Raw genomic sequence first — 19,270 nt, 5'->3', positions numbered from 1 at the left:
AGCACTTTCATGAGCAAACAGATGAACACATCCATCAAGCACACGCTGGTCTGCGCCGCCCTGTTCAGTGCACTGGGCGCAACCTCCCAGGCACAGGCCGGTGATGCCAAAAACGTCATTCTCTTTATCGGTGATGGCATGGGGCCTACCGTGCTCACCGCCACCCGCCTGTTCAAGGTGGGAGAAGAGGGCAATCTGGAGATGATGAAACTGCCGCGCAGTGCCCGCATCAAGACCTTCTCCAACGATGCCCAGACCACCGACTCGGCCCCCTCCATGGCGGCCTACACCACCGGGGTCAAGATGAACAACGAGGTGATCGCCATGAGCAGCGACACCAAAGCCGTCGCCCCCGGCAAAGACGTCAATGGCAACAAAACCGTCAACAATTGCAGCAGCGATAATGGCAAGCCGGTGCCCACCATCCTGGAGCTGGCCAAGGCGGCAGGCAAATCGGTCGGGGCCGTCACCACCACCGAGCTGACCCACGCGACCCCGGCGGCTACCTACGCCCACATCTGCCATCGGGATGCCGCTTATGACATCGCCGCACAGGCCGTCCCGGGGGGCGCTGGTTTCAACCAGGCGCTGGGGGATGGGGTCGATGTGCTGATGGGCGGTGGTGCCAACCACTGGACCCCCTACAGCGCCAGCAACAAGGGCGGTCGCAATGACAACCGCGACCTGACCGCCGAGATGAAGGCGCAGGGATACAGCTATGTCACCACCCAAAGTGAACTGGCCAAGGTCACCAGCGGCAAGGTGCTCGGTCTGTTCAGCAGCAAATCCCACCTCGACTACGAGCTGGATCGGGTCGCCAAGGGGGCTGCCAATACCCAGCCGTCCCTCTCCGAAATGACAGCCAAGGCGATCGACCTGCTGAGCCAGAACAGTCAGGGTTATTTCCTGATGGTAGAAGGCGGCCGGATCGATCATGCCCTGCACGGCACCAACGCCAAGCGCTCGCTCACCGACGCGGTGGCACTGGATGAGGCGGTCAAGACGGCGCTGGGTAAAGTGGATCTCAGCAATACCCTGATCGTGGTCACCGCCGACCATGACCACACCATGACCATTAACGGCTACTCCGCCAAGGGCAATCCGGTGCTGGATCTGGTGAAAAATGGCGATGGCTCGACCCAGAACGACGTAGATGGCAAACCCTTCACCACTCTGGTGTTCGGTAACGGCCCCAACCGTCCCGATGTACGCCCCGTCCTCACCAGCGATCAGGTGATGGCCAATGATTACCTGCAGGAGACCGGCGTCAAACTGACATCGGAAACCCATGGCGGCGGCGATGTTATGCTGTTTGCCGATGGCGCCGGCAGCAACCGCTTCAAAGGCACACTGGATAACACCAAGGTGTTTGGCAAACTGCGGGAGGCGCTCGGCCTGTAAGCAGCAGGGGCCCGGGTGCATCTGAGCAATTGACTCAGCGGCCCGGGCCCCGGCTCTTTCGAGCGACAGATGATGATGCGACTTTTGCTTTCGTTATGGCTGCTTGGCAGCACCCTCGCCTTCCCCCTGCATGCTGACGACACGCCCCCGGATCTCGCCGCCCGGATCAGCTATCACGACCGGAACACCGGCAGCGATGGCATCGCCAGAGAGAGTGTCTGGCAAGAGAAGTGGCTGCGGGTGGGCAATCAGGTGTGGAGCCAGCGGCTCATTCCCCTCCCCCTTGCCCGAGCCTATCACGCCACTCACGACGCCACCCCCGGCCACAAGCACTTTACCCACCAGATGGCGGCCCGCTGGGTCAGCCGCAGTGATGAGGGTGAGCTGCAGCTACGCTATGCCGACAGCTGGCACAACCAGCTGGTTGAGGTGCCGGTGGAAGAGTATGGCCAGGTGGCCTTCAAGCCCGACTGGCTGCGGATCCGCCATCTCGTCAACCCCGCGCTGATCGAGGGGATGACACCGCTGGATGAGGCCGCCCCCGAGCAGGCCCGCTGGTATGAAAAGCGCGAAGGGCAGCAACGAACCCGCATTCTCTGGTCGAGTCAGTGGCAGATCCCGCTGGTGGTCGAATCGGCCAGTCTCGATGGCTATCGCAGCTACCGGATGGAGGTGACCCTGCGCAAGCTGCCTGCTCAGCTCCCCTGGCAGCAACTCGCTGATTACGAAGTGCGCGATCTGCGGGATTTCTTCGACTGAGATCCCAACCCCTCAGCGGGCACAACGACAACGCAGGCAGGAATGTTACACTCTGCATATTCGACTCTGGCTCACGACCTTGATGCGCGCTCTCTGCCTGCCCTTTTTAACCCTGCTGTTGTTGCTGGTGAACACCGGTGCCCAGGCTATTGTGCTGGTGGCGGCCGAGCTGCCCCCTTACGTCATTCGCTCCTCTCACGGCAAACCAAGCGGTGTCGCCATCGAGATCATGGAGGAGGCCGCCCGGCGCCTCAAAGAGCCGCTCACCATCGAGCTGATGCCGCTGGCCCGAGCCCTCACCCAAACCGCCCATCGCAAGGATGTACTGCTGATACCGCCAGTACGCAGCTCTCAACGGGAGCATCTCTACTACTGGGTTTCCCCCATCCTTGATGAAGAGTTCCTCATTGTCAGCAATCGCCACAAGCATCCTACCCCGCTCATGATAAACGCGCTTCCTTCACTCAAGGTGGGCACCTTGCGTCACTCCTTCGGCCAGTATCTGCTCAAGCAGAGGCTGAATCTCGCCAGCCAAACCGTCGCCACCGAAGACCTCAATGCCCTCAAACTGCAACGAGGACGCATCGATGCCTGGGTCGCAGCCTGGAACGTCATCCTCTACAACCAGCAGACGGGCGGATTTTCCATCGATGAGATAGTAAAAGGCGAATCCTTGATGCGTACCCAGTTATTTATCGCGGCCAGCAAGGATTTTCCCTTCACCGAAGGGCGTCGCTGGCAAGCCGTGATTGACGAGATGCGCCGTGATGGCTCGCTCACGCGGATCATCCGTCAGTACAACTATCAGGTTCCTGAGTAGTCACTCAATCACGGTTGCCAAGGCCGGCCAGAATGGTTATGGTAGCCCCATGAAAATACTCGCTATTTCCTCGCATTTGCTCACACCCTGCTGAGCCCCCGCCTCGCTCCTTCGGCCGCGAGTCGCTTGGGGGCATGGCATTTTCAATCGATTGAACCTGTTGAATCCATTTTTGTAACACTTTGCGTGATGGCCAACCTGCACCCGCCGGTATGGGCCTATCCGCTATTGATAAGGAATATCTTATGAAACAACCTCATCTGGTTATCTCCAGCCTTGATCTGGACCGTATCGAACAACTGCTCGGCAACCACCCGCAGCATCTCGCCCTGCAAGAGGAGCTGGACCGCGCCGAGATCCGCGAACCGGCCGACATGCCGCCGGACGTGGTCACCATGAACAGCAAGGTACGCTTCAAGATGCAGAGCAGCGGCAACGAGTTCTGCCTCACCCTGGTCTACCCGCGCGATGCCAAGGGCGACGAGAGCAATATCTCGGTACTGGCGCCGGTGGGCAGCGCCCTGCTCGGTCTGAAAGTGGGCGACAGCATCGCCTGGCCGGGCCCGGCCGGTCGCACCATCGAGGTCGAAATTCTGGAAGTGGTCTATCAGCCGGAGCGCGCCGGCGAGCTGCACCGCTGAGTCCCACGGGCTGGTCATCCCCTGTTGATCAGCCCGCTTGCTCGCCCTTGCCAGCTGATCCCGATCAAGCTTTGTTCACCTTGCTCCCCGGTTTTTAGCCCCTTTTCCTGCTGCTGCTTGAGCCTGACTCGAGGGGCAGGTATCTTGTTGGCCGCGTCATGGTCATGACGCACCGAATTTCAGGCTGACATCATGATAAAAATTGCCCTTATCGACGATCACCAGATCGTCCGATCCGGTTTTGCCCAACTGCTCAATCTGGAGCCCGACCTGCAGGTGGTCGCCGAATTCGGCTCCGCCAGCGATGCCCTTGCCGGCCTGCCCGGCAGCGGGGCGCGCGTCTGCGTCTGCGACATCTCGATGCCCGACCAATCGGGGCTGGATCTGCTCAAGCAGCTCCCCTCCGGTCTGGCCGTGGTGATGCTCTCGGTGCACGACAGCCCGGCCCTCATCGAGCAGGCACTGCAAACCGGCGCCAAGGGATTTCTCTCCAAACGCTGCAGTCCGGACGAGCTGATCGCCGCGGTGCGTACCGCCGCCCAGGGGGGGTGTTATCTGACGCCGGACATCGCCCAGAAACTGGCCAGCAGCAGCCGGGATCCCCTCACCAATCGGGAGCGGGAGATTGCCCAGTTGCTGGCACAGGGGCTGGAGGTGAAGGCCATTGCCGAGCAGCTTGGACTCTCCCCCAAGACGGTTCACGTCCATCGCGCCAACCTGATGGACAAGCTCAAGGTCAGCAACAACGTCGAGCTGGCCCACCGCATGCTGGATAGCTGGTGATCTCCCGTTTTGCCAGCTATGTCGCCATCGCGCTGGCGGCCTGCTTCATCTTTGCCGCCGGCTGGTTTTGCCTGTGGAGCATCAGCCTGCATCTGGCGGGCGGCCCGGCACTGGCGGTGCTGCTGTTCCCCTTCGGCCTGCGTCTCGGCCTGCTGTTGCAAAGTCCCGGTCGCTACTGGCTGCCGCTGCTGCTCTGTGAAGGGGGGCTGCTCTACTGGATCAATCTGGAGGTTGGGCTGCCCCACTGGCAGTGGTTGCTGACCGGCAGCCTGCTCACCCTGCTCCCCCTGCTGATTGCCCGCCGCCAGCCGGTGCGCAACGACTGGCAGCAACTGCTGTTGCTGCTCGCCACCGTCTCGGTGGCAGCCCTGCTGCAATCCCTGCTCTGGCATCTGGCGGGAGAAGATGGCCTCTCGGCCCTGCTGCTCACCCTCACCGGCGGTCTGACGCTGACCTCCACCTGCATGCTGATCTGGCACTACCTTACCCGCGCCACCTGGGTGCCGCTCGGTCCTGCACTGGTGGATCAGCCGGTAGACTGGCGCTTTCGCCATCTGGTCTGGTATCTGCTGTTATTCGTGCTGAGCCTATGGCTTCAGCTGGGACTGCCCAACTCGCTGGTGCGATTTACCCCGTTTTGTCTGGCCATCCCTATCATCGCCATGGCGTGGCGCTACGGCTGGCAGGGGGCGCTGCTCGCAACCCTGATGAACACCATCGCCCTGCTGGCGAGCCAGGCCTGGCACGATCACCCCCTCGATCTGCTGCTCTCCCTGCTGGCCCAGAGTCTCACCGGCCTGCTGCTGGGCGCCGGGATCCAGCGCCAGCGCGAGCTCAATCAGGCGCTGACCCGCCAGCTTGCCCACAATCGCCAACTCACCGAGCGGCTGCTGGAGACCGAGGAGAGCATCCGCAAGGAGGTGGCGCGCGAGCTGCACGACGACATCGGCCAGACCATCACAGCCATTCGTACCCAGGCCGGTATTGTTCGCCGCCTCGCCCCCGACAATGCGGGTGTGGGCCAGAGCAGCGCCCTGATCGATACCCTCTCCCTTGGCATCTACGACGCGGTGCGCGGTCTGCTCGGTCGCCTGCGCCCGCGCCAGCTCGACGACATGACCCTGGAGCAAGCGGTACGGGCACTGCTCAGAGAGCTGGAGCTGGAGCGCCACGGCATCGTCACCCGGCTGGAGTGGCAGCTGGCGGACAGCGATCTCTCTGATGCCCAGCGGGTCACCCTGTTTCGGGTCTGTCAGGAGGGGCTCAACAACGTGGTCAAGCATGCCAACGCCCACTCGGTGACAATCCGGACGCGGCACGGTGAAGAACAGCTGCAGCTGGTGCTGGAGGATGATGGTCGCGGCTTGCCGCAAAGCCGCGCGGCGCAGGGCTATGGTCTGCTCGGTATTCGCGAGCGGGTGCAGGCGCTGGGAGGCACCTTGCAGCTCTCCTGCGTCCACGGCACCCAGTTGACGGTCAATCTCCCCTGCCGCAAGCGGGAGGAGAGCCATGAGTAACCTCGCCCTTCATCAGGGAGGAGCCCCATGCTGAGCTTTATGAGAAGCGCACCGGCGCAACCGCCGATCCGCGAGCAGGCCGAGATCGACGCCACCTATCGTCACTGGCGGCTGCATCTGCTGCTGACCATGTATCTGGGCTATGCGGTCTTCTACTTCACCCGCAAGAGTTTCAACTTCGCCATGCCGGACATGCTGGCGAGCGACATGCTGGACAAGTCAGACATCGGCATGCTCTGGACCCTGTTCTACATCACCTACGGCTGCTCCAAGTTCTTCTCCGGCATCATCAGCGACCGCGCCAACCCGCGCTACTTCATGGGGATCGGGCTGATGGCCACCGGCGTCATCAATATCCTGTTCGGCCTCTCGTCCGCTCTCTGGATGTTTGCCGCCCTCTGGGTGGCCAACGCCTTCTTTCAGGGCTGGGGTTGGCCACCCTGCTCCAAACTGCTCACCAGCTGGTATTCGCGCAGCGAGCGGGGCGTCTGGTGGTCGGCCTGGAACACAGCCCACAACGCCGGCGGGGCGCTCATCCCCCTTATCGTCAGCACCCTGGCCCTGCAGCATGGCTGGCGCTACGGCATGATAGTGCCCGGCCTTATCGCCATTGCAGCCGGTCTGCTGCTCTGCTGGCGGCTGCGGGATACCCCGGCGGCCATGGGACTGCCGTCGGTGGGCGAGTGGCGCAAGGATGCCATGGAGCTGGCCCAGCAGACCCAGGATGCGGGGCTCTCCCATCGCCAGATCCTGCGCAAATATGTGCTCGGCAACCCCTATATCTGGCTGCTGGCCTGCTGTTACGTGCTGGTCTATGTGGTGCGCACCGCCATCAACGACTGGGGCAACCTCTACATGACCGAGCAGCGCGGCTTCAATCTGATGAGCGCCAACTCGGCCATCTCCATGTTCGAGGTAGGGGGTTTTATCGGCGCCCTGGTGGCGGGCTGGGGATCGGACAAGCTGTTCAACGGCAACCGTGGCCCGATGAACCTCATCTTTGCGGTGGGGATCCTGCTGGCGGTGGGATCGCTCTGGCTGATGCCCTTCTTCAGCTACGTGATGCAGGCGGCCTGCTTCTTCACCATCGGCTTTTTCGTGTTCGGCCCCCAGATGCTGATCGGCATGGCGGCAGCGGAGTGCTCCCACAAAAACTCGGCGGGGGCCGCCACCGGCTTTGTCGGCCTGTTTGCCTACATGGGGGCGGCGCTGTCAGGCTATCCGCTGGCCAAGGTGATGGAGATCTGGCACTGGAACGGCTTCTTCGTGGTGATCTCGGTGGCAGCGGGCGTCTCGGCCCTGTTGCTGCTCCCCTTCCTCAAGGCGCAGGCACCGAGAACAGCTCAAGCTGCGTCAGAGTAATGGACGGCAGCTGACGAGCTATATCCGGCAAACAGAAACAATCAGGGCGCGGATCACCGCGCCCTGATTTTATTCCTGAACCTATTCCTGCATCAGGCAGCCTGACAGACCCGGTTCTTTCCTTCCCGCTTGGCCCGATAGAGAGCGTCATCCGCACGGCTGAACAGGCTGTCAAAGTGCCACTCCCCCTGCCAGTAAGCAATACCCATGCTGACGGTGATATGAATCCCCTCCACCTCGCTGGCCGCAAGCTGAACCAGCAGTGACTGGCAACGGGCGATGGCCTCGTCTGCGGCGACATGGCGAAACAGCAGCACAAACTCCTCACCCCCAAAGCGGCCCGCCAATACCCCCTCCAGCTCGCGCAGTACCAACCCGACCCGCTCCAGCACCCGATCACCCACCTCATGACCATGCCGATCGTTGATCTGCTTGAAGTCATCCAGATCGAGCACCACCAACGCCCCCTGTTGTGCAGGGCGTCCCCGGGCCAGACGCTCCATAAAACCACGGCGATTGAACAAGCCGGTCAGCGGGTCATGACTGGCCTGATAGCGCAGCTCCAGCGCCCGGTGCTGGTTGCAGAGCAGCAGCACCCCGAAGGTAAGCATGGAGCTGCCCACCAGCATGGAGACATAGGGCAACACGTTGAACAGCTGACGCTGGAACGGGCTTTCGATCACCTCGCCCCACACGGTAAACATCCGCATCAATGTCATGGCAATCAGTACCAGATTGAGGCCAATCAGTACCCAGACTGCCACCTGATAATCGGGTCGACCGTGCCGCCAGAGCTGCCAGATGATGAGCGAACTGAGCACGAGGAAGGTGGCGCTGCTGATCATCACCCGCACAGCAATCCGGCCATCGATGGCGACCGACCAGGTCATAATGGCGGCAAACAGCAGGATGAATCCCCAGCAGGCAGGCCAGCCTGGCGATTGACGGAAGAAACAGCGCTGGGCAACCAGCAGCAGCGACACATGAAAAATCAGAAAGACATTGCCAACCCAGGAGCCATAGGGGGTGGGGGTCAGCAGCAGACTGGCAAATCCCGCCTGACCCAGCATGGCAAACAGACTGGACCACCACCAGACCCCGACACCGGGAATATCGTTGTGGGTAACACGAATGATGGTAAGAGTGAGGAAACCGAGACAATAGCCACACAAGGCCATGATCATCAAGGTAAAAATATCCAGCTTAAGCAGTAGTGAGGCGTCCATACCAAAGCCATGCAGAGAGGGTAACTGAGTATATGAGAAGCGTTTGCCAAGACCCAGTGGGACTTGATGGTTTTCATAATAAAGCCCGTTCGTTTGCTGACAAACAGCGCAATGAGCGTGATATCCCATCAATACGTATTTGTCTCCGCCCCTGAAAAAAGTCTCTTATGGAGCTTATCGGCGCAATAAGAGCCGCAAGCGGCGCCCTGGCTTTGTAACAAAATGTCTTGGGCATAATTTGGGCTTGAACCCACCCCATTAGATAGATATGTTGTTTTCGTGTGATTTTATGAATGAAGTCATGAGCAATAAATGTCTCTAACCTGTTGAGTCTTCTGACACAATCTGTTTTTGGTACATTTTTCACTCAACCACTATTCATAGCATCTCATATGGGGCTTTTGTCCCGCTCAAGACATTCATCCTGTCTTGCCTGTTGCCGGATGCAGCAGTCTCTTGTGCCACGGAGTCGCACGGGATCAGGTTCAAGGCCGAACACAACATCGACAGAGACGTCACTTATGATCAAAAAACTGATTCTTTCTACCCTGCTGTTTTGCGGGATCGCCACGGCGGCCCCGACCCCAGCCCCTACCTCCACCCTGGATGCCGTGCTCGAACGCGGCGTGCTGCGAGTCGGCTTTGATGCCGGCTATCAACCCTTCGAGATGACCAACAAGCAGGGCCAGTACATCGGCTTTGATGTGGATCTCGCCAAGATGGTCGCCAAAGAGATGGGCGTGAAGGTCGAGTTCGTCAACACCGCCTGGGATGGCATCATTCCGGCGCTGCTGACCAACAAGTTCGACGTCATCATGGGCGGCATGACCGTCACTCCCCAGCGCAACCTGCGAGTCAACTTCGCCGATCCTTACATCGTGGTCGGCCAGACCATAGTCCTGCGCAAAGAGAAGGCGGGCGAAATCAAATCCTTCACCGATCTCAACGACCCGAAATACAAGATCGCGGTCAAGCTCGGCACCACCGGCGAGCAGGCAGTCAAGCGCCTGATCCCCAAAGCCACCCTGCTGCAGTTTGAAACCCAGGATGACGCCAAGCTGGAGGTGATCAACGGCAAGGTCGATGCGTTCGTCTATGACCTGCCCTACAACGCTATTTTCGCCTCCCAGAATCAGGGCGCCGTGGTGCACCTCGACAAGCCGTTCACCTTCGAGCCGCTGGCTTGGGCCATCCGCAAAGGAGATCAGGACACCCTCAACTGGTTCAACAACTACCTGCGCCAGATCAAGGGCGATGGCAGCTACGACCGTCTCTACAAGAAGTGGTTCGAATCCAACGCCTGGCTGAACCAGCTCAAATAACCTCTGGGGGGCGGCACATGCCGCCCCTGCACCACGCAGCTCCCCACACAATAACGAGAAGAGGTTGTGACTGTGCACACACCCAAACCGACAAGACAGATGGAAAAACAGCCCAATCAGCTACTCTGGCATGGGGTTTTCCTGCTGATGCTGCTGGTTGCCGTATTCGGCATCTATAAGGCTGTCCAGTCAGTGGATTACACCTGGCGCTGGGAACGCATTCCCCAATACATCGCCTATCAGGCGGAACAGAAGAATCTGGCCGAATTTGACGGCACCGTGATGGCGGGCACCAGCGAGGCCGAGAAGGGCAAGCTGTTCCTGCAAGACGATCTCGACCCCAATGTGCGGCAAGCCATTGCCAGTACCGGCGTACAAGTCGCCGAAGGGGATACCGTTTTTCGTGGCGATACCCTCGACACCCAACTGAGCTGGACCGCAGGCCCCATCGCTTGGGGCGTCTGGGTCACCGTCAAGCTCTCGCTGGTGGCGGGCATCTTCGCCATTTTGCTCGGTACTCTGGCCGGACTGGCCCGACTCTCCCCCAACCCGGCCCTGCGCAATCTGGCCGTCACCTATGTGGAGCTCATTCGCGGCACCCCGCTGCTGGTGCAGATCTTCATCGTCTACTTCTTTATCGGCACAGTGCTGAACCTCGATCGTTTTACTGCAGGGGTCGCCGCGCTGGCTGTCTTTACCGGCGCCTATGTGGCGGAGATCGTCCGCGCCGGTATCAGCTCTATCCACAAGGGGCAGATGGAGGCGGGCCGCAGCCTGGGAATGACCTCGGCACAGACCATGCGCTATGTCATTCTGCCGCAGGCGTTCAAGCGGGTGCTGCCACCGCTGGCGGGCCAATTCATCAACCTGATCAAGGACTCCTCGCTGGTCTCGGTCATCTCCATCACCGATCTGACCAAGGCGGGGCGCGAGGTGGTGAGCTCCACCTTCAGCCCGTTCGAGGTATGGTTCACCGTGGCCCTGCTCTATCTGGTGCTAACCGGCACCCTCTCTTTCCTGGTACGCCGTCTCGAGGTGAAATATGCACGCAGCAACTGATCCCATCATCAAGGTGCCACAGGCGTCGAGAAGTGCAGCCATCACCGACACCCCCTTCGCCTTCCCGGTTCGTTTTCTGGAGGTGAAATATGCACGCAGTAACTGATCCCATCATCAAGGTGCCACAGGCGTCGAGAAGTGCAGCCATCACCAGCACCCCCTTCGCCTTCCCGGTTCGTTTTCTGGAGGCGAAATATGCGCGCAGCAACTGATCCCATCATCAAAGCGACCGGCGTAGAGAAGTTCTACGGTAGCGAAGTGCACGCCCTGAAAAATGTCAGCACCCAGGTGGCCGAAGGGGAAGTGGTGGTGATCGTCGGCCCCAGCGGCTCGGGCAAGTCCACCTTCCTGCGCACCCTCAACCAGCTGGAGACCATCAACGACGGCAATATCGTGGTCGATGGCATCTGCCTGACCGAGCCGGGCGATGTCAACAAGCTGCGGGAAGAGGTGGGCATGGTGTTCCAGTCCTTCAACCTCTTCCCCCACCTGACGGTGCTGGATAATATCTGCCTCGCTCCGCAGAAGGTGCGTGGTCTGTCGCGCCGTGAGGCCGAAGACAGAGCCAAGGCGCTGCTGCTTAAAGTGGGGCTGTCGGTGAAAGCGGCCAGCTATCCCTCCCAACTCTCCGGCGGTCAGCAACAGCGGGTGGCCATTGCCCGGGCACTCGCCATGCAGCCGCGCATCATGCTGTTTGACGAGCCCACCAGTGCGCTGGACCCCGAGATGGTGGGGGAAGTGCTGGATGTGATGAAGGGACTCGCCCGCGAAGGGATGACCATGGTGGTGGTGACCCACGAGATGGGCTTTGCCCGCGAGGTAGCGGATCGGGTGCTCTTTATGGAGAGTGGCGAACTGCTGGTAGATGAAAAACCGGCCGATTTCTTCGACAATCCCCCCTCCCCGCGTCTGCGCCAGTTCCTGAGCCAGGTGCTGTAGCCAACATGCTCTGCTGGATAAACGAAGAGGGACCGCAAGGTCCCTCTTCTTGTGTGTCACGCTGAGCAGGCTTAACCCAGCTGAACCCGAGTGCCCATCTCATCGGCTCAGCGCGGGGACTTTCCCAGATAGCGCTCCACGATCACTTTCACCCCGTCACGTTTTTTGAGCTGATAGAGCTCCTTGTCAAACTGGTCGATAAAGGCCTGTTTGTAGGGGTACTCCCCCTTGCGGCTATAGCCGAGAAACCCCTGCTCCTTGCTGAGCACCGGCCCCTGTTTGAGCAGGGACATATCGGCCACCGCCAGCTGATCGGCCTTTATCATGTTGAGCAACTCATAGAGCAGGGAGAGGCGATCATTGATGGTGCAATCGACCCGGCCGCGGACAATCTTGAGCAAGTTCTCCCGATTGCTTTTCACCTCCTCCACGTCGATCTGCTTCTCTTTTACCGCCTGCCAGAAGGCATCGCCGCCGACGGCAAAACCGGCGTTCATGCCAAAGCGCAAACCGTGATAGTCGAGCGGAAACCTGGCCTGCGGGGTATTGGCCGCCACACTGGCGCCGCACATCACCACCAGCTCTTCATCCAGCATCGGCTGGGAGTAGGGCCACATATAAGGACGGGTATCGGGCATATAGTAAGGTGGAAAAATAGCGAAGGCGGCCCCCTGCTCCACCATGCTCAGACCGCGCCGCCACGGCATGGGCTTGAGCACCACCTCATAGTCAGGCATGGCAGAGGTCACCTCGCGGATGATGTCGGCATAGATCCCCCTGACCTCCTCCCCCTCCTGCCAGGAGTAGGGGGGATAGGCGGCATCCGCCAGGATCTCGACCCGGCTCTTGGCGTGCGCCATCATGCACAACCCCAGTAACAAGCAACACCAGACGCGCATAAGCCAGCACCTCCTGAAAAAGCCTGCATCAAGCATAGCCATCCGCCGCGCCTTCCTCTGCTGCCGAGCCATATTTCATGCCATCTCTTCGTTGGCTGAAAAATGTTAATGAAATATTAAAACCATCCTTTATGCTGGAGAGCAATTGCTCTGAATGGATGGCCGCATATGGATGTGCAACTGCTTCTGCTCTACCTCTCCCCGGTTTTTCTGGCCTTTATCGGCTGGGAGATGCTCTACCTGCGCAAACATGGCGCGGCCTTTCCCACCGCCACCTACCAGTGGCGGGATCTGTTCGCCAACGCCGCCTTGGCCCTGATGCACCAGGGGGGCGATGCGCTGGCGGCCATCGCCATTGCTTATCTGTATGACACCCTCTGGGGCTGGCGATTGTTCGACATCGACCTCACCTTCTGGAGCGTATTGCTGCTGTTCCTGTTGCAGGATCTCTGTTACTGGCTGTTCCACTTCACCAGCCACCATGTGCGCTGGCTGTGGGCCTCCCACGTGGTGCATCACAGCTCGGAGCGGCTCAATCTCTCCACCGCTTTTCGCCAGAGCTTGATGTATCCCATCTCCGGCATGTGGTTGTTCTGGATCCCGATGATTGTCATCGGCTTCCCGCCCGAGGCGGTGGTCGCCACCGTGCTGCTGAGCCTCGGTTTCCAGTTCTTCGTCCACACCCAGGTGGTGGGCAAACTCGGCTGGCTGGAGTGGATCTTCAACACCCCCTCCCACCACAGGGTGCACCACGCCAGCAACGCCAAGTACATAGACCGCAACTTCGCCGGAGTGCTGATCATCTGGGATCGGCTGTTTGGCACCTTTGTCGAGGAAGACCCGGCCGAGCCGTGTCGCTTTGGCATCACCAAGCCTATCCACAGCTTCAACCCCCTCACTCTCACCTTCCATGAGTGGCGCGACATGCTGCATGACGCCCGTGGCCTACCCTGGCGACAAAAACTCGCGGTGCTGTTTGGCAAACCGGCCGGGCCTGCCAGCCGCTGAGCCTTCGCATCGAATAGCAACTCCCGGATAGCAAGCCCCTGATAACCAGTCCCTGATAACAAGAGAGCGCCACAGTGGCGCTCTCTTTTATGATCAGTCACATCTTCGATGTCAGAGATGGGCGAACGACCAGATGGCGGGGATCAGGCTCAGCAAGGTCACACCGGCCAACAGCCGCTCGCGGCCGCTCAGACAAAGATCTGTGCCCAGCTGACGACGGCTGTAGAGAAACAGCAGCAAGCCCGGCCCGTAGAGCAACAACGACAGCAGCAGATACTCCACCCCGGCGGCATAAAGCAGCCAGAAGCCGTAACCGCTCGACACCAGCGCCACTGCCCGCATCAGGCCTCGGCCCTGCCCACACTCTCCCTCCTTGCTGAACGAAAGCTTGAGCAAAAACAGCCCGATCAGCAGGTAAGGCACCAAAATCATCGAGGTAGAGATAAGCAGCAGGCTGGTGTAGCCCTTGCCGAGCAGCCATACCAGCAGCAGGCAAGTCTGCACCGTCAGGCTGGTGAGCCAGAGCGATGCGATAGGCGTCCCGTTGCGGTTCTGGCGCCGGAAGATAGCAGGAAACGCACCGTGGCGGGCCGCGCTGAAGGGCACCTCGGCCGAGAAAAGGGTCCAGCTCACGTAGGAGGCAAGCACTGAGACGATAAGGCCGACGCTGATGAGCAGCTTGCCCCAGGAGCCGGTCATCTGGGCCATCAGCCCTGCCATGGAGGGGTTGGGCAGCGCCGCCAGCTCGGGCCGACTCAATATTCCGAGCGCCAGCACCGAGATAAGCACATAGAGCAGCAGCGCCAATAGCACCCCAAGCACGGTGGCCGTGCCCACATCTCGCCGGTTTCTGGCGCGGGCCGACAGCACCGCTGCCCCCTCGATACCGGTGAAGACCCAGAGAGTGATCAGCATGGTATTGCGCACCTGCTCGGAGACCGGCACCGCCAGGGTGCTGCCCTGCTGATCCGCCGCGAAGGTGACCGGATCGAACAAGTAGCAGGCAAACAGAATAAACAGCAGCAGCGGCAGGCTCTTGGCCAGGGTCGCCACCAGATTGAACAGCGCCGCCTGCTGCACGCCGCGGGCCACCAGCAGGTGCACAGCCCAGAGGATGCAGGACTCGCCGACAAACGCCGCCAGGGTATTGCCGTCACCAAACCAGATCTGCTCGGGGGTGTCGACAAAGCTGCCCAGCGCCGCAAAGGCAATGACCAGATAACCCACCACGCCGATGGTGGCACAGAGCCAGTATCCCCAGGCGGAGAAAAAGCCCACCAGATCGCCAAAACCGGCGCGGGCGTAGCTGTAGATACCGCCGTCGAGATCCGGTCTGAGTCGCGACAGATAGAGAAAACTCATGGCGAGCGCCAGTATGCCCACACCCGTCACGCCCCAGCCGATCAGCACGGCGCGGGCGCCTGCCACCTCGGCCATGTTCTGGGGCAGGCTGAAAATCCCCGCCCCCACCATGGAGCTGAACACCAGCGCGGTGAGAGACCAGAGCCCAATCTTGTTCTCTTTCATGGAAGCTCCTTAGCGCAACCGGCGGCTCAGCGCCTGAATATGCTCGGGACCGATACCGCAGCAACCGCCGATCAAATTCGCCCCGGCCGCGCGCCAGCGCTCGGCCCAGCCGAGATAATCCAGCGGCCCCAGATCGGCGCGGACCTCGTCCAACCCATCATTGGCAGTGGCCTCTTTGGGCTGCGGAGGGAAGGCGTTGGCATAGGCACCGAGGCGAATGTCTGCGCGGCCCAGCGCCTGCAATCGGGTGCGGGCAACCTCGAGAGACCCCTCGATCACCTCGGGCTGACAGCAGTTGAACAGGATGGCATCGACTCCAGCCGCCACCAGCGCGGTCACCGCATCAGCGACTCGCTCGCCGGAGCGCAGTCGCGGCTCGTTGCCCGGCGCCTCATCTTCCAGCGTGAAGGAGACCCAGAACGGCTTACCATCGTCAGGCAACAGCGCTTTCAGGGTCAGTGGCTCGGCAATCAGGCTCATGGTCTCGGCCAGCCAGATATCCACATAAGGGGATAGCGCCCGAATAAGCGGCGTTGCCAGCTCGCTCACCCTGTCCGCCTTGAACAGATCGGCACGGTAGGAGCCAAAGAGCGGCGGCAGAGAACCCGCCACCTGCACGGCACCCTTCTGCGCGTCAGCCACTTCGCGGGCCAGTTGACCAGCCAGCGCTGCCAGCCCCTCCCCTTCGGCAAAGAAACGCTCATCGCCGATATGAAACGGCACCAGCGCATAGCTGTTGGTGGTGATGACCCTGGCCCCGCTCGCCACATAGGCCTGATGCACATCACGCACCGTCTCTGGCGCCTCCATCAAGGCCAGCGCCGACCACTCGGGTTGACGAAACGGTGCCCCCCGCCTTGCCAACTCGCGCCCCATGCCCCCATCCAGCACCCACAATTCCCTGGTTTCCATCTGTCGTGTCTCTTTGTTATATGCGTTGTTTATTTGCGTATTTATCTGTTTGTTTTGTTGATCTGCGGTTTCGCATCGCATCGCTGCAGATCGTCCAGCTTCATCTTGGGAAGCTCTTTTATTATACAGCCATAAAAACATATGGATGTTTAGATGGCCAAAGCAAGATAAAACAAAGTGCCACGGGCGGCAATCAGTATCCGCAGAAATCAGCGTGCAAACGGCGAGGCAAACGCAGAAATGCAAGAGGCCACCCGAAGGTGGCCTCATCACTATCTTGATCCGCTGGCGACTTAACGCCCGGCCAGCACGCGTTTGATCTGCTTGACCCAGTCGGAGACCCGCCCCTGCTGTGGCAAACCGCGCCAGATCTGCTCCCATTGGGCAGGGCTGAGCGGACGACCGAGGCGACGCTGTACGCCTGCATAGAGGTAGTCATGGGCCGTGGTGGCCGCATGCTCGGAGGTGAGGAATTTGGAGACCGGATCGGTCAACCGCACATCCCGCATGCCGAGCAGCGGATAGTCGTTGTGCACCGCCGCCAGCATGGTCTCGCGCATGGCGGACTCGATGTAGCCACGGGCAAACAGGGCGGTCACCGACTCCAGCGATCCCTGATCCGGGCCGTGGTACTGCTCATCAAAGACCGGGCTCGGCTCGGCCATGCCACTTTGTACCACCGCATCGGGATCCGGCTGCGGCACGACCACGGCAGGCTTGGGGGTTACCGGCTTGGCTGCCACTGTGGCTTTGCGCGGCGCACTCTGACTACAGGCACCCAGTGCCAGGGCGAGCGCGACACAGGCCAGCGCACGGGAATGAGACTGCATCTTCATGACTCTTATGTCGCTCCTTTTACGATTCCTGAGCTGGCTTCTCGGCCACAGCCGGTTCGACCCGGGTAACCAGCAGCTGATCAATCTTGTAACTGTCGATATCGACCACTTCGAACTTGTAACCGGCGTATTTGACCGAGTCAGTGCGTTTGGGGATCTTGCGCAGCATATACATGATAAAGCCGGCGATGGTCTCGTAGTTCTGGTTCTCGGGGAACTCTTCGATATCGAAGGCGCGCATCACGTCGGAGATGGGGGTAACCCCGTCCACTAGCCAGGAGTTCTCGTCGCGCTGGACGATCTGCTCTTCCACCACGTGGGTCGCCCACTCGCCCATGACGGTGCTCATCAGGTCGTTCATGGTGACAATCCCCACCACCAGCGCGTACTCGTTCATCACCACGGCAAAGTCGCCACGATGATTCTTAAAGTACTCCATCGCTTCATAGAGGTTCAGGGTATCGGGGATGATGATGACGTTCTGCACCAGGTTGCCACCGATCAGGTCGATGCTCTGGCCGCCGATAACGCGGATCAGCAGCTCTTTGGCATCGACAAAGCCCTTGATGCTGTCGAGGTTGTGGTCACAGACCAGAAACTTGTTGTGGGGATGCTCGGCGATCTTCGCCTTGATGCTCTCTTCACTCTCTTGCAGGGTGAAATAGATCAGGCTCTCGCGGGCCGTCATGGCAGAGGTGACACCAAGGGACTGCAACTCGAACACGTTCTCGATGAGCTGATGCTCCTCGCGCTGGATAACCCCCGCCTCGGCACCGGCATCCATCACAGCATAGATATCATCGGAGGTGATCTCGTCGTTGCGCACCGTGGAGACGCGCATCAGACGGAACAGGGAGTTGGCCAACCCGTTGAAGATCCACACCAGCGGCATCAACACGGTGACGAAGAAGAGCATGGGGCGCACCACCACCACGGCAATCTGCTCGGGCATGGTCATGGCCAGACGCTTGGGCATCAGGTCAGCGATCAGGATAAACATGCCGGTGACGAACACAAAGGAGGCACCGGAGCTGATCTCGCCAAGCCAGGGGCCCTGGTAGAACTGGGAGACAATTCCCTTGATGGCGGGGTTGAGGGCAGACTCACCCAGGATACCGCCCAGAATGGCGACGGTATTGAGGCCAATCTGCACCACTGTGAAAAAGTTGCCCGGCTGGGCCTGCAGGGCCAGCACCTTTTCGGCCTGGCGATTACCTTCATCCGCCATCACCTGCAATTTGATTTTGCGAGACGCGGCGAGAGAGATCTCGGAGAGGGAGAAGAACACACTGCCGCCAACCAGCAGCATTAAAAAGAACAAACTATCGGCAAAACTCATGATTAACCTATTGCTACACCCGCCTTAGCACAAGACGGCAAACTGGGCCCGGGAGACCGGACCGTGAACCCATCCGGGACTCACACAGGGGGAGTATTCTATCAGAAAACAGCCAGTTGGGGGCTTTATCTTACTCCGACCAGTTATGCAACAAAAAAAGGCGCTTCACGCGCCTTTTTATTCACTTCCGGTTAGCCCTTGCCCAGCAAGGTGCCCAGATCGTCCGCCTTGGTGTGGCGCACATCCTTGCCTTTCACGTAGTAGACGATGTACTCGCAGATGTGCTGGCAGCGATCGCCGACCCGCTCGATGGCCCGCGCCGCCCACAGGACGTTGAGGACCTGGGGGATGGTGCGGGGGTCTTCCATCATGTAAGTCATCAGCTCGCGAATGATGGACTCGTACTCCCGGTCTACCTTGTCATCTTCCTTGTAGACCGCCAGCGCCGCATCCAGATCCATGCGGGCGAAGGCATCGAGCACATCGTGCAGCATCTTGATGGTTCGACGGCCCATGTTCTCCAGCGACACCAGTGGCGGCTGCGGCTTGTTGGCGTTGTCAGTCAGCATGCGGGCGATCTTGTCGGCCACGTCGCCAATACGCTCCAAATCGGTAATGGTCTTGATGATGGCCATCACCAGTCGCAGGTCGGAGGCAGTCGGCTGACGCTTGGCGATGATGCGGGTGCACTCCTCGTCGATCGCCACTTCCATCGCGTTGACCTTGTGGTCGTTGGCCACGATCTTGCGCGCAGCATCGAGATCCTGATCGTGGATCGCCGCGATGGCGTCGGTGAGCTGTTGCTCCACCATGCCGCCCATCACCAGCACCTGGTTGCGCACGCTCTCAAGCTCGGCATTGAACTGACCGGAGATGTGTTTATTGAGGTTCATATTGTCCATACAAATAATCCTTGATTG

The 19,270-nt window shown here is 60.1% G+C and carries 20 protein-coding genes; 13 read left to right on the top strand and 7 right to left on the bottom strand.

Annotated elements, in window-relative coordinates; translation table 11 throughout:
• Positions 1-9: 9 nt before the first annotated feature.
• From G5193_RS00460 to G5193_RS00430, 7 genes are all read left to right on the top strand, one after another.
• Positions 10-1,401 carry an alkaline phosphatase gene (locus tag G5193_RS00460; protein WP_421204675.1) on the top strand — a complete coding sequence of 464 codons (1,392 nt, stop codon included), beginning with the start codon at positions 10-12 and terminating at the stop codon, positions 1,399-1,401.
• Positions 1,402-1,473: 72 nt separating this feature from the next.
• Complete coding sequence (locus tag G5193_RS00455; protein ID WP_201906334.1) at positions 1,474-2,160, top strand: hypothetical protein; 687 nt, start codon at positions 1,474-1,476, stop codon at positions 2,158-2,160.
• 82 nt (positions 2,161-2,242) lie between these two features.
• Positions 2,243-2,980: a substrate-binding periplasmic protein gene (locus G5193_RS00450; protein ID WP_421204674.1), complete on the top strand. Its 738-nt coding sequence runs from the start codon at positions 2,243-2,245 to the stop codon at positions 2,978-2,980.
• Positions 2,981-3,225: 245 nt separating this feature from the next.
• Positions 3,226-3,621, top strand: a complete 396-nt coding sequence (rnk, locus tag G5193_RS00445; RefSeq protein WP_005334070.1) for a nucleoside diphosphate kinase regulator — start codon at positions 3,226-3,228, stop codon at positions 3,619-3,621.
• Between the two features lie 192 nt (positions 3,622-3,813).
• Positions 3,814-4,404, top strand: coding sequence for a transcriptional regulator UhpA (uhpA, locus tag G5193_RS00440; RefSeq protein ID WP_005334071.1), 591 nt, complete (start codon positions 3,814-3,816; stop codon positions 4,402-4,404).
• Positions 4,401-5,921, top strand: a complete 1,521-nt coding sequence (gene uhpB, locus G5193_RS00435; RefSeq protein WP_227340821.1) for a signal transduction histidine-protein kinase/phosphatase UhpB — start codon at positions 4,401-4,403, stop codon at positions 5,919-5,921. Before uhpA ends, uhpB begins: the two co-directional genes overlap by 4 nt.
• 27 nt (positions 5,922-5,948) lie before the next feature.
• Entirely contained in the window at positions 5,949-7,283 is a 1,335-nt protein-coding gene (locus tag G5193_RS00430) for an MFS transporter (RefSeq protein ID WP_421204673.1), read from the top strand.
• A gap of 92 nt (positions 7,284-7,375) precedes the next feature.
• On the opposite strand, the gene G5193_RS00425 is transcribed toward G5193_RS00430, so the two are convergent.
• A complete protein-coding gene (locus G5193_RS00425; protein ID WP_421204672.1) occupies positions 7,376-8,509 on the bottom strand; it encodes a GGDEF domain-containing protein in 1,134 nt (377 codons plus the stop codon).
• Between the two features lie 521 nt (positions 8,510-9,030).
• Here G5193_RS00425 and G5193_RS00420 point away from each other — a divergent pair.
• The 5 genes from G5193_RS00420 to G5193_RS00400 all read left to right on the top strand — a co-directional run bounded on the left by G5193_RS00420 (position 9,031) and on the right by G5193_RS00400 (position 11,829).
• The gene (locus tag G5193_RS00420; RefSeq protein ID WP_005334079.1) at positions 9,031-9,831 is read left to right on the top strand and encodes a transporter substrate-binding domain-containing protein; all 801 of its coding nucleotides are present in this window, start codon (positions 9,031-9,033) and stop codon (positions 9,829-9,831) included.
• A gap of 99 nt (positions 9,832-9,930) precedes the next feature.
• Entirely contained in the window at positions 9,931-10,890 is a 960-nt protein-coding gene (locus G5193_RS00415; RefSeq protein ID WP_019445267.1) for an amino acid ABC transporter permease, read from the top strand.
• Positions 10,874-10,996, top strand: a complete 123-nt coding sequence (locus tag G5193_RS00410; protein ID WP_005334083.1) for a hypothetical protein — start codon at positions 10,874-10,876, stop codon at positions 10,994-10,996. Before G5193_RS00415 ends, G5193_RS00410 begins: the two co-directional genes overlap by 17 nt.
• Complete coding sequence (locus G5193_RS00405; RefSeq protein ID WP_421204671.1) at positions 10,980-11,102, top strand: hypothetical protein; 123 nt, start codon at positions 10,980-10,982, stop codon at positions 11,100-11,102. The genes G5193_RS00410 and G5193_RS00405 overlap by 17 nt, the downstream gene beginning before the upstream one ends.
• A complete protein-coding gene (locus G5193_RS00400; protein WP_005350722.1) occupies positions 11,086-11,829 on the top strand; it encodes an amino acid ABC transporter ATP-binding protein in 744 nt (247 codons plus the stop codon). The genes G5193_RS00405 and G5193_RS00400 overlap by 17 nt, the downstream gene beginning before the upstream one ends.
• A 107-nt stretch (positions 11,830-11,936) precedes the next feature.
• Here the strand turns inward: G5193_RS00400 and G5193_RS00395 are convergent, their stop codons facing one another.
• Positions 11,937-12,728: a substrate-binding periplasmic protein gene (locus tag G5193_RS00395; protein WP_421204670.1), complete on the bottom strand. Its 792-nt coding sequence runs from the start codon at positions 12,726-12,728 to the stop codon at positions 11,937-11,939.
• A gap of 168 nt (positions 12,729-12,896) precedes the next feature.
• On the opposite strand from G5193_RS00395, the gene G5193_RS00390 reads away from it, so the two are divergent.
• Positions 12,897-13,736 (top strand): sterol desaturase family protein, encoded by an 840-nt coding sequence (locus tag G5193_RS00390; protein WP_421204669.1) that lies wholly within the window; start codon positions 12,897-12,899, stop codon positions 13,734-13,736.
• Between the two features lie 111 nt (positions 13,737-13,847).
• Here G5193_RS00390 and G5193_RS00385 read toward each other — a convergent pair whose 3' ends face one another.
• The 5 genes from G5193_RS00385 to phoU form a co-directional block, all read right to left on the bottom strand.
• Positions 13,848-15,263: a basic amino acid/polyamine antiporter gene (locus tag G5193_RS00385; RefSeq protein WP_421204668.1), complete on the bottom strand. Its 1,416-nt coding sequence runs from the start codon at positions 15,261-15,263 to the stop codon at positions 13,848-13,850.
• A 9-nt stretch (positions 15,264-15,272) separates the two neighbouring features.
• A complete protein-coding gene (locus G5193_RS00380) occupies positions 15,273-16,175 on the bottom strand; it encodes a homocysteine S-methyltransferase family protein (RefSeq protein ID WP_421204667.1) in 903 nt (300 codons plus the stop codon).
• A 293-nt stretch (positions 16,176-16,468) separates the two neighbouring features.
• Positions 16,469-17,011, bottom strand: coding sequence for a hypothetical protein (locus G5193_RS00375; protein WP_041202118.1), 543 nt, complete (start codon positions 17,009-17,011; stop codon positions 16,469-16,471).
• A gap of 19 nt (positions 17,012-17,030) precedes the next feature.
• Positions 17,031-18,350, bottom strand: coding sequence for a hemolysin family protein (locus tag G5193_RS00370; protein WP_270904540.1), 1,320 nt, complete (start codon positions 18,348-18,350; stop codon positions 17,031-17,033).
• A 191-nt stretch (positions 18,351-18,541) separates the two neighbouring features.
• Positions 18,542-19,252 (bottom strand): phosphate signaling complex protein PhoU, encoded by a 711-nt coding sequence (gene phoU, locus G5193_RS00365; protein ID WP_236346667.1) that lies wholly within the window; start codon positions 19,250-19,252, stop codon positions 18,542-18,544.
• Positions 19,253-19,270 lie beyond the last annotated feature (18 nt).

Origin of the sequence: Aeromonas sp. 601027, assembly GCF_049174455.1 — a bacterium.
Classification (GTDB): domain Bacteria; phylum Pseudomonadota; class Gammaproteobacteria; order Enterobacterales; family Aeromonadaceae; genus Aeromonas; species Aeromonas veronii_A.
The sequence above is the reverse complement of the archived record's forward strand: the minus strand, read 5'-3'. Positions and strand labels throughout refer to the sequence as shown.

Excerpts from the sequence above, each read along its gene's own strand:
- G5193_RS00460 (WP_421204675.1), top strand. The coding sequence starts at position 10 with ATGAGCAAACAGATGAACACATCCATCAAGCACACGCTGGTCTGCGCC.
- G5193_RS00455 (WP_201906334.1), top strand. The coding sequence starts at position 1,474 with ATGATGCGACTTTTGCTTTCGTTATGGCTGCTTGGCAGCACCCTCGCC.
- G5193_RS00450 (WP_421204674.1), top strand. The coding sequence starts at position 2,243 with ATGCGCGCTCTCTGCCTGCCCTTTTTAACCCTGCTGTTGTTGCTGGTG.
- rnk (WP_005334070.1), top strand. The coding sequence starts at position 3,226 with ATGAAACAACCTCATCTGGTTATCTCCAGCCTTGATCTGGACCGTATC.
- uhpA (WP_005334071.1), top strand. The coding sequence starts at position 3,814 with ATGATAAAAATTGCCCTTATCGACGATCACCAGATCGTCCGATCCGGT.
- G5193_RS00430 (WP_421204673.1), top strand. The coding sequence starts at position 5,949 with ATGCTGAGCTTTATGAGAAGCGCACCGGCGCAACCGCCGATCCGCGAG.
- G5193_RS00425 (WP_421204672.1), bottom strand. The coding sequence starts at position 8,509 with ATGGACGCCTCACTACTGCTTAAGCTGGATATTTTTACCTTGATGATC.
- G5193_RS00420 (WP_005334079.1), top strand. The coding sequence starts at position 9,031 with ATGATCAAAAAACTGATTCTTTCTACCCTGCTGTTTTGCGGGATCGCC.
- G5193_RS00415 (WP_019445267.1), top strand. The coding sequence starts at position 9,931 with ATGGAAAAACAGCCCAATCAGCTACTCTGGCATGGGGTTTTCCTGCTG.
- G5193_RS00410 (WP_005334083.1), top strand. The coding sequence starts at position 10,874 with ATGCACGCAGCAACTGATCCCATCATCAAGGTGCCACAGGCGTCGAGA.
- G5193_RS00405 (WP_421204671.1), top strand. The coding sequence starts at position 10,980 with ATGCACGCAGTAACTGATCCCATCATCAAGGTGCCACAGGCGTCGAGA.
- G5193_RS00400 (WP_005350722.1), top strand. The coding sequence starts at position 11,086 with ATGCGCGCAGCAACTGATCCCATCATCAAAGCGACCGGCGTAGAGAAG.
- G5193_RS00395 (WP_421204670.1), bottom strand. The coding sequence starts at position 12,728 with ATGCGCGTCTGGTGTTGCTTGTTACTGGGGTTGTGCATGATGGCGCAC.
- G5193_RS00390 (WP_421204669.1), top strand. The coding sequence starts at position 12,897 with ATGGATGTGCAACTGCTTCTGCTCTACCTCTCCCCGGTTTTTCTGGCC.
- G5193_RS00385 (WP_421204668.1), bottom strand. The coding sequence starts at position 15,263 with ATGAAAGAGAACAAGATTGGGCTCTGGTCTCTCACCGCGCTGGTGTTC.
- G5193_RS00380 (WP_421204667.1), bottom strand. The coding sequence starts at position 16,175 with ATGGAAACCAGGGAATTGTGGGTGCTGGATGGGGGCATGGGGCGCGAG.
- G5193_RS00375 (WP_041202118.1), bottom strand. The coding sequence starts at position 17,011 with ATGAAGATGCAGTCTCATTCCCGTGCGCTGGCCTGTGTCGCGCTCGCC.
- G5193_RS00370 (WP_270904540.1), bottom strand. The coding sequence starts at position 18,350 with ATGAGTTTTGCCGATAGTTTGTTCTTTTTAATGCTGCTGGTTGGCGGC.
- phoU (WP_236346667.1), bottom strand. The coding sequence starts at position 19,252 with ATGGACAATATGAACCTCAATAAACACATCTCCGGTCAGTTCAATGCC.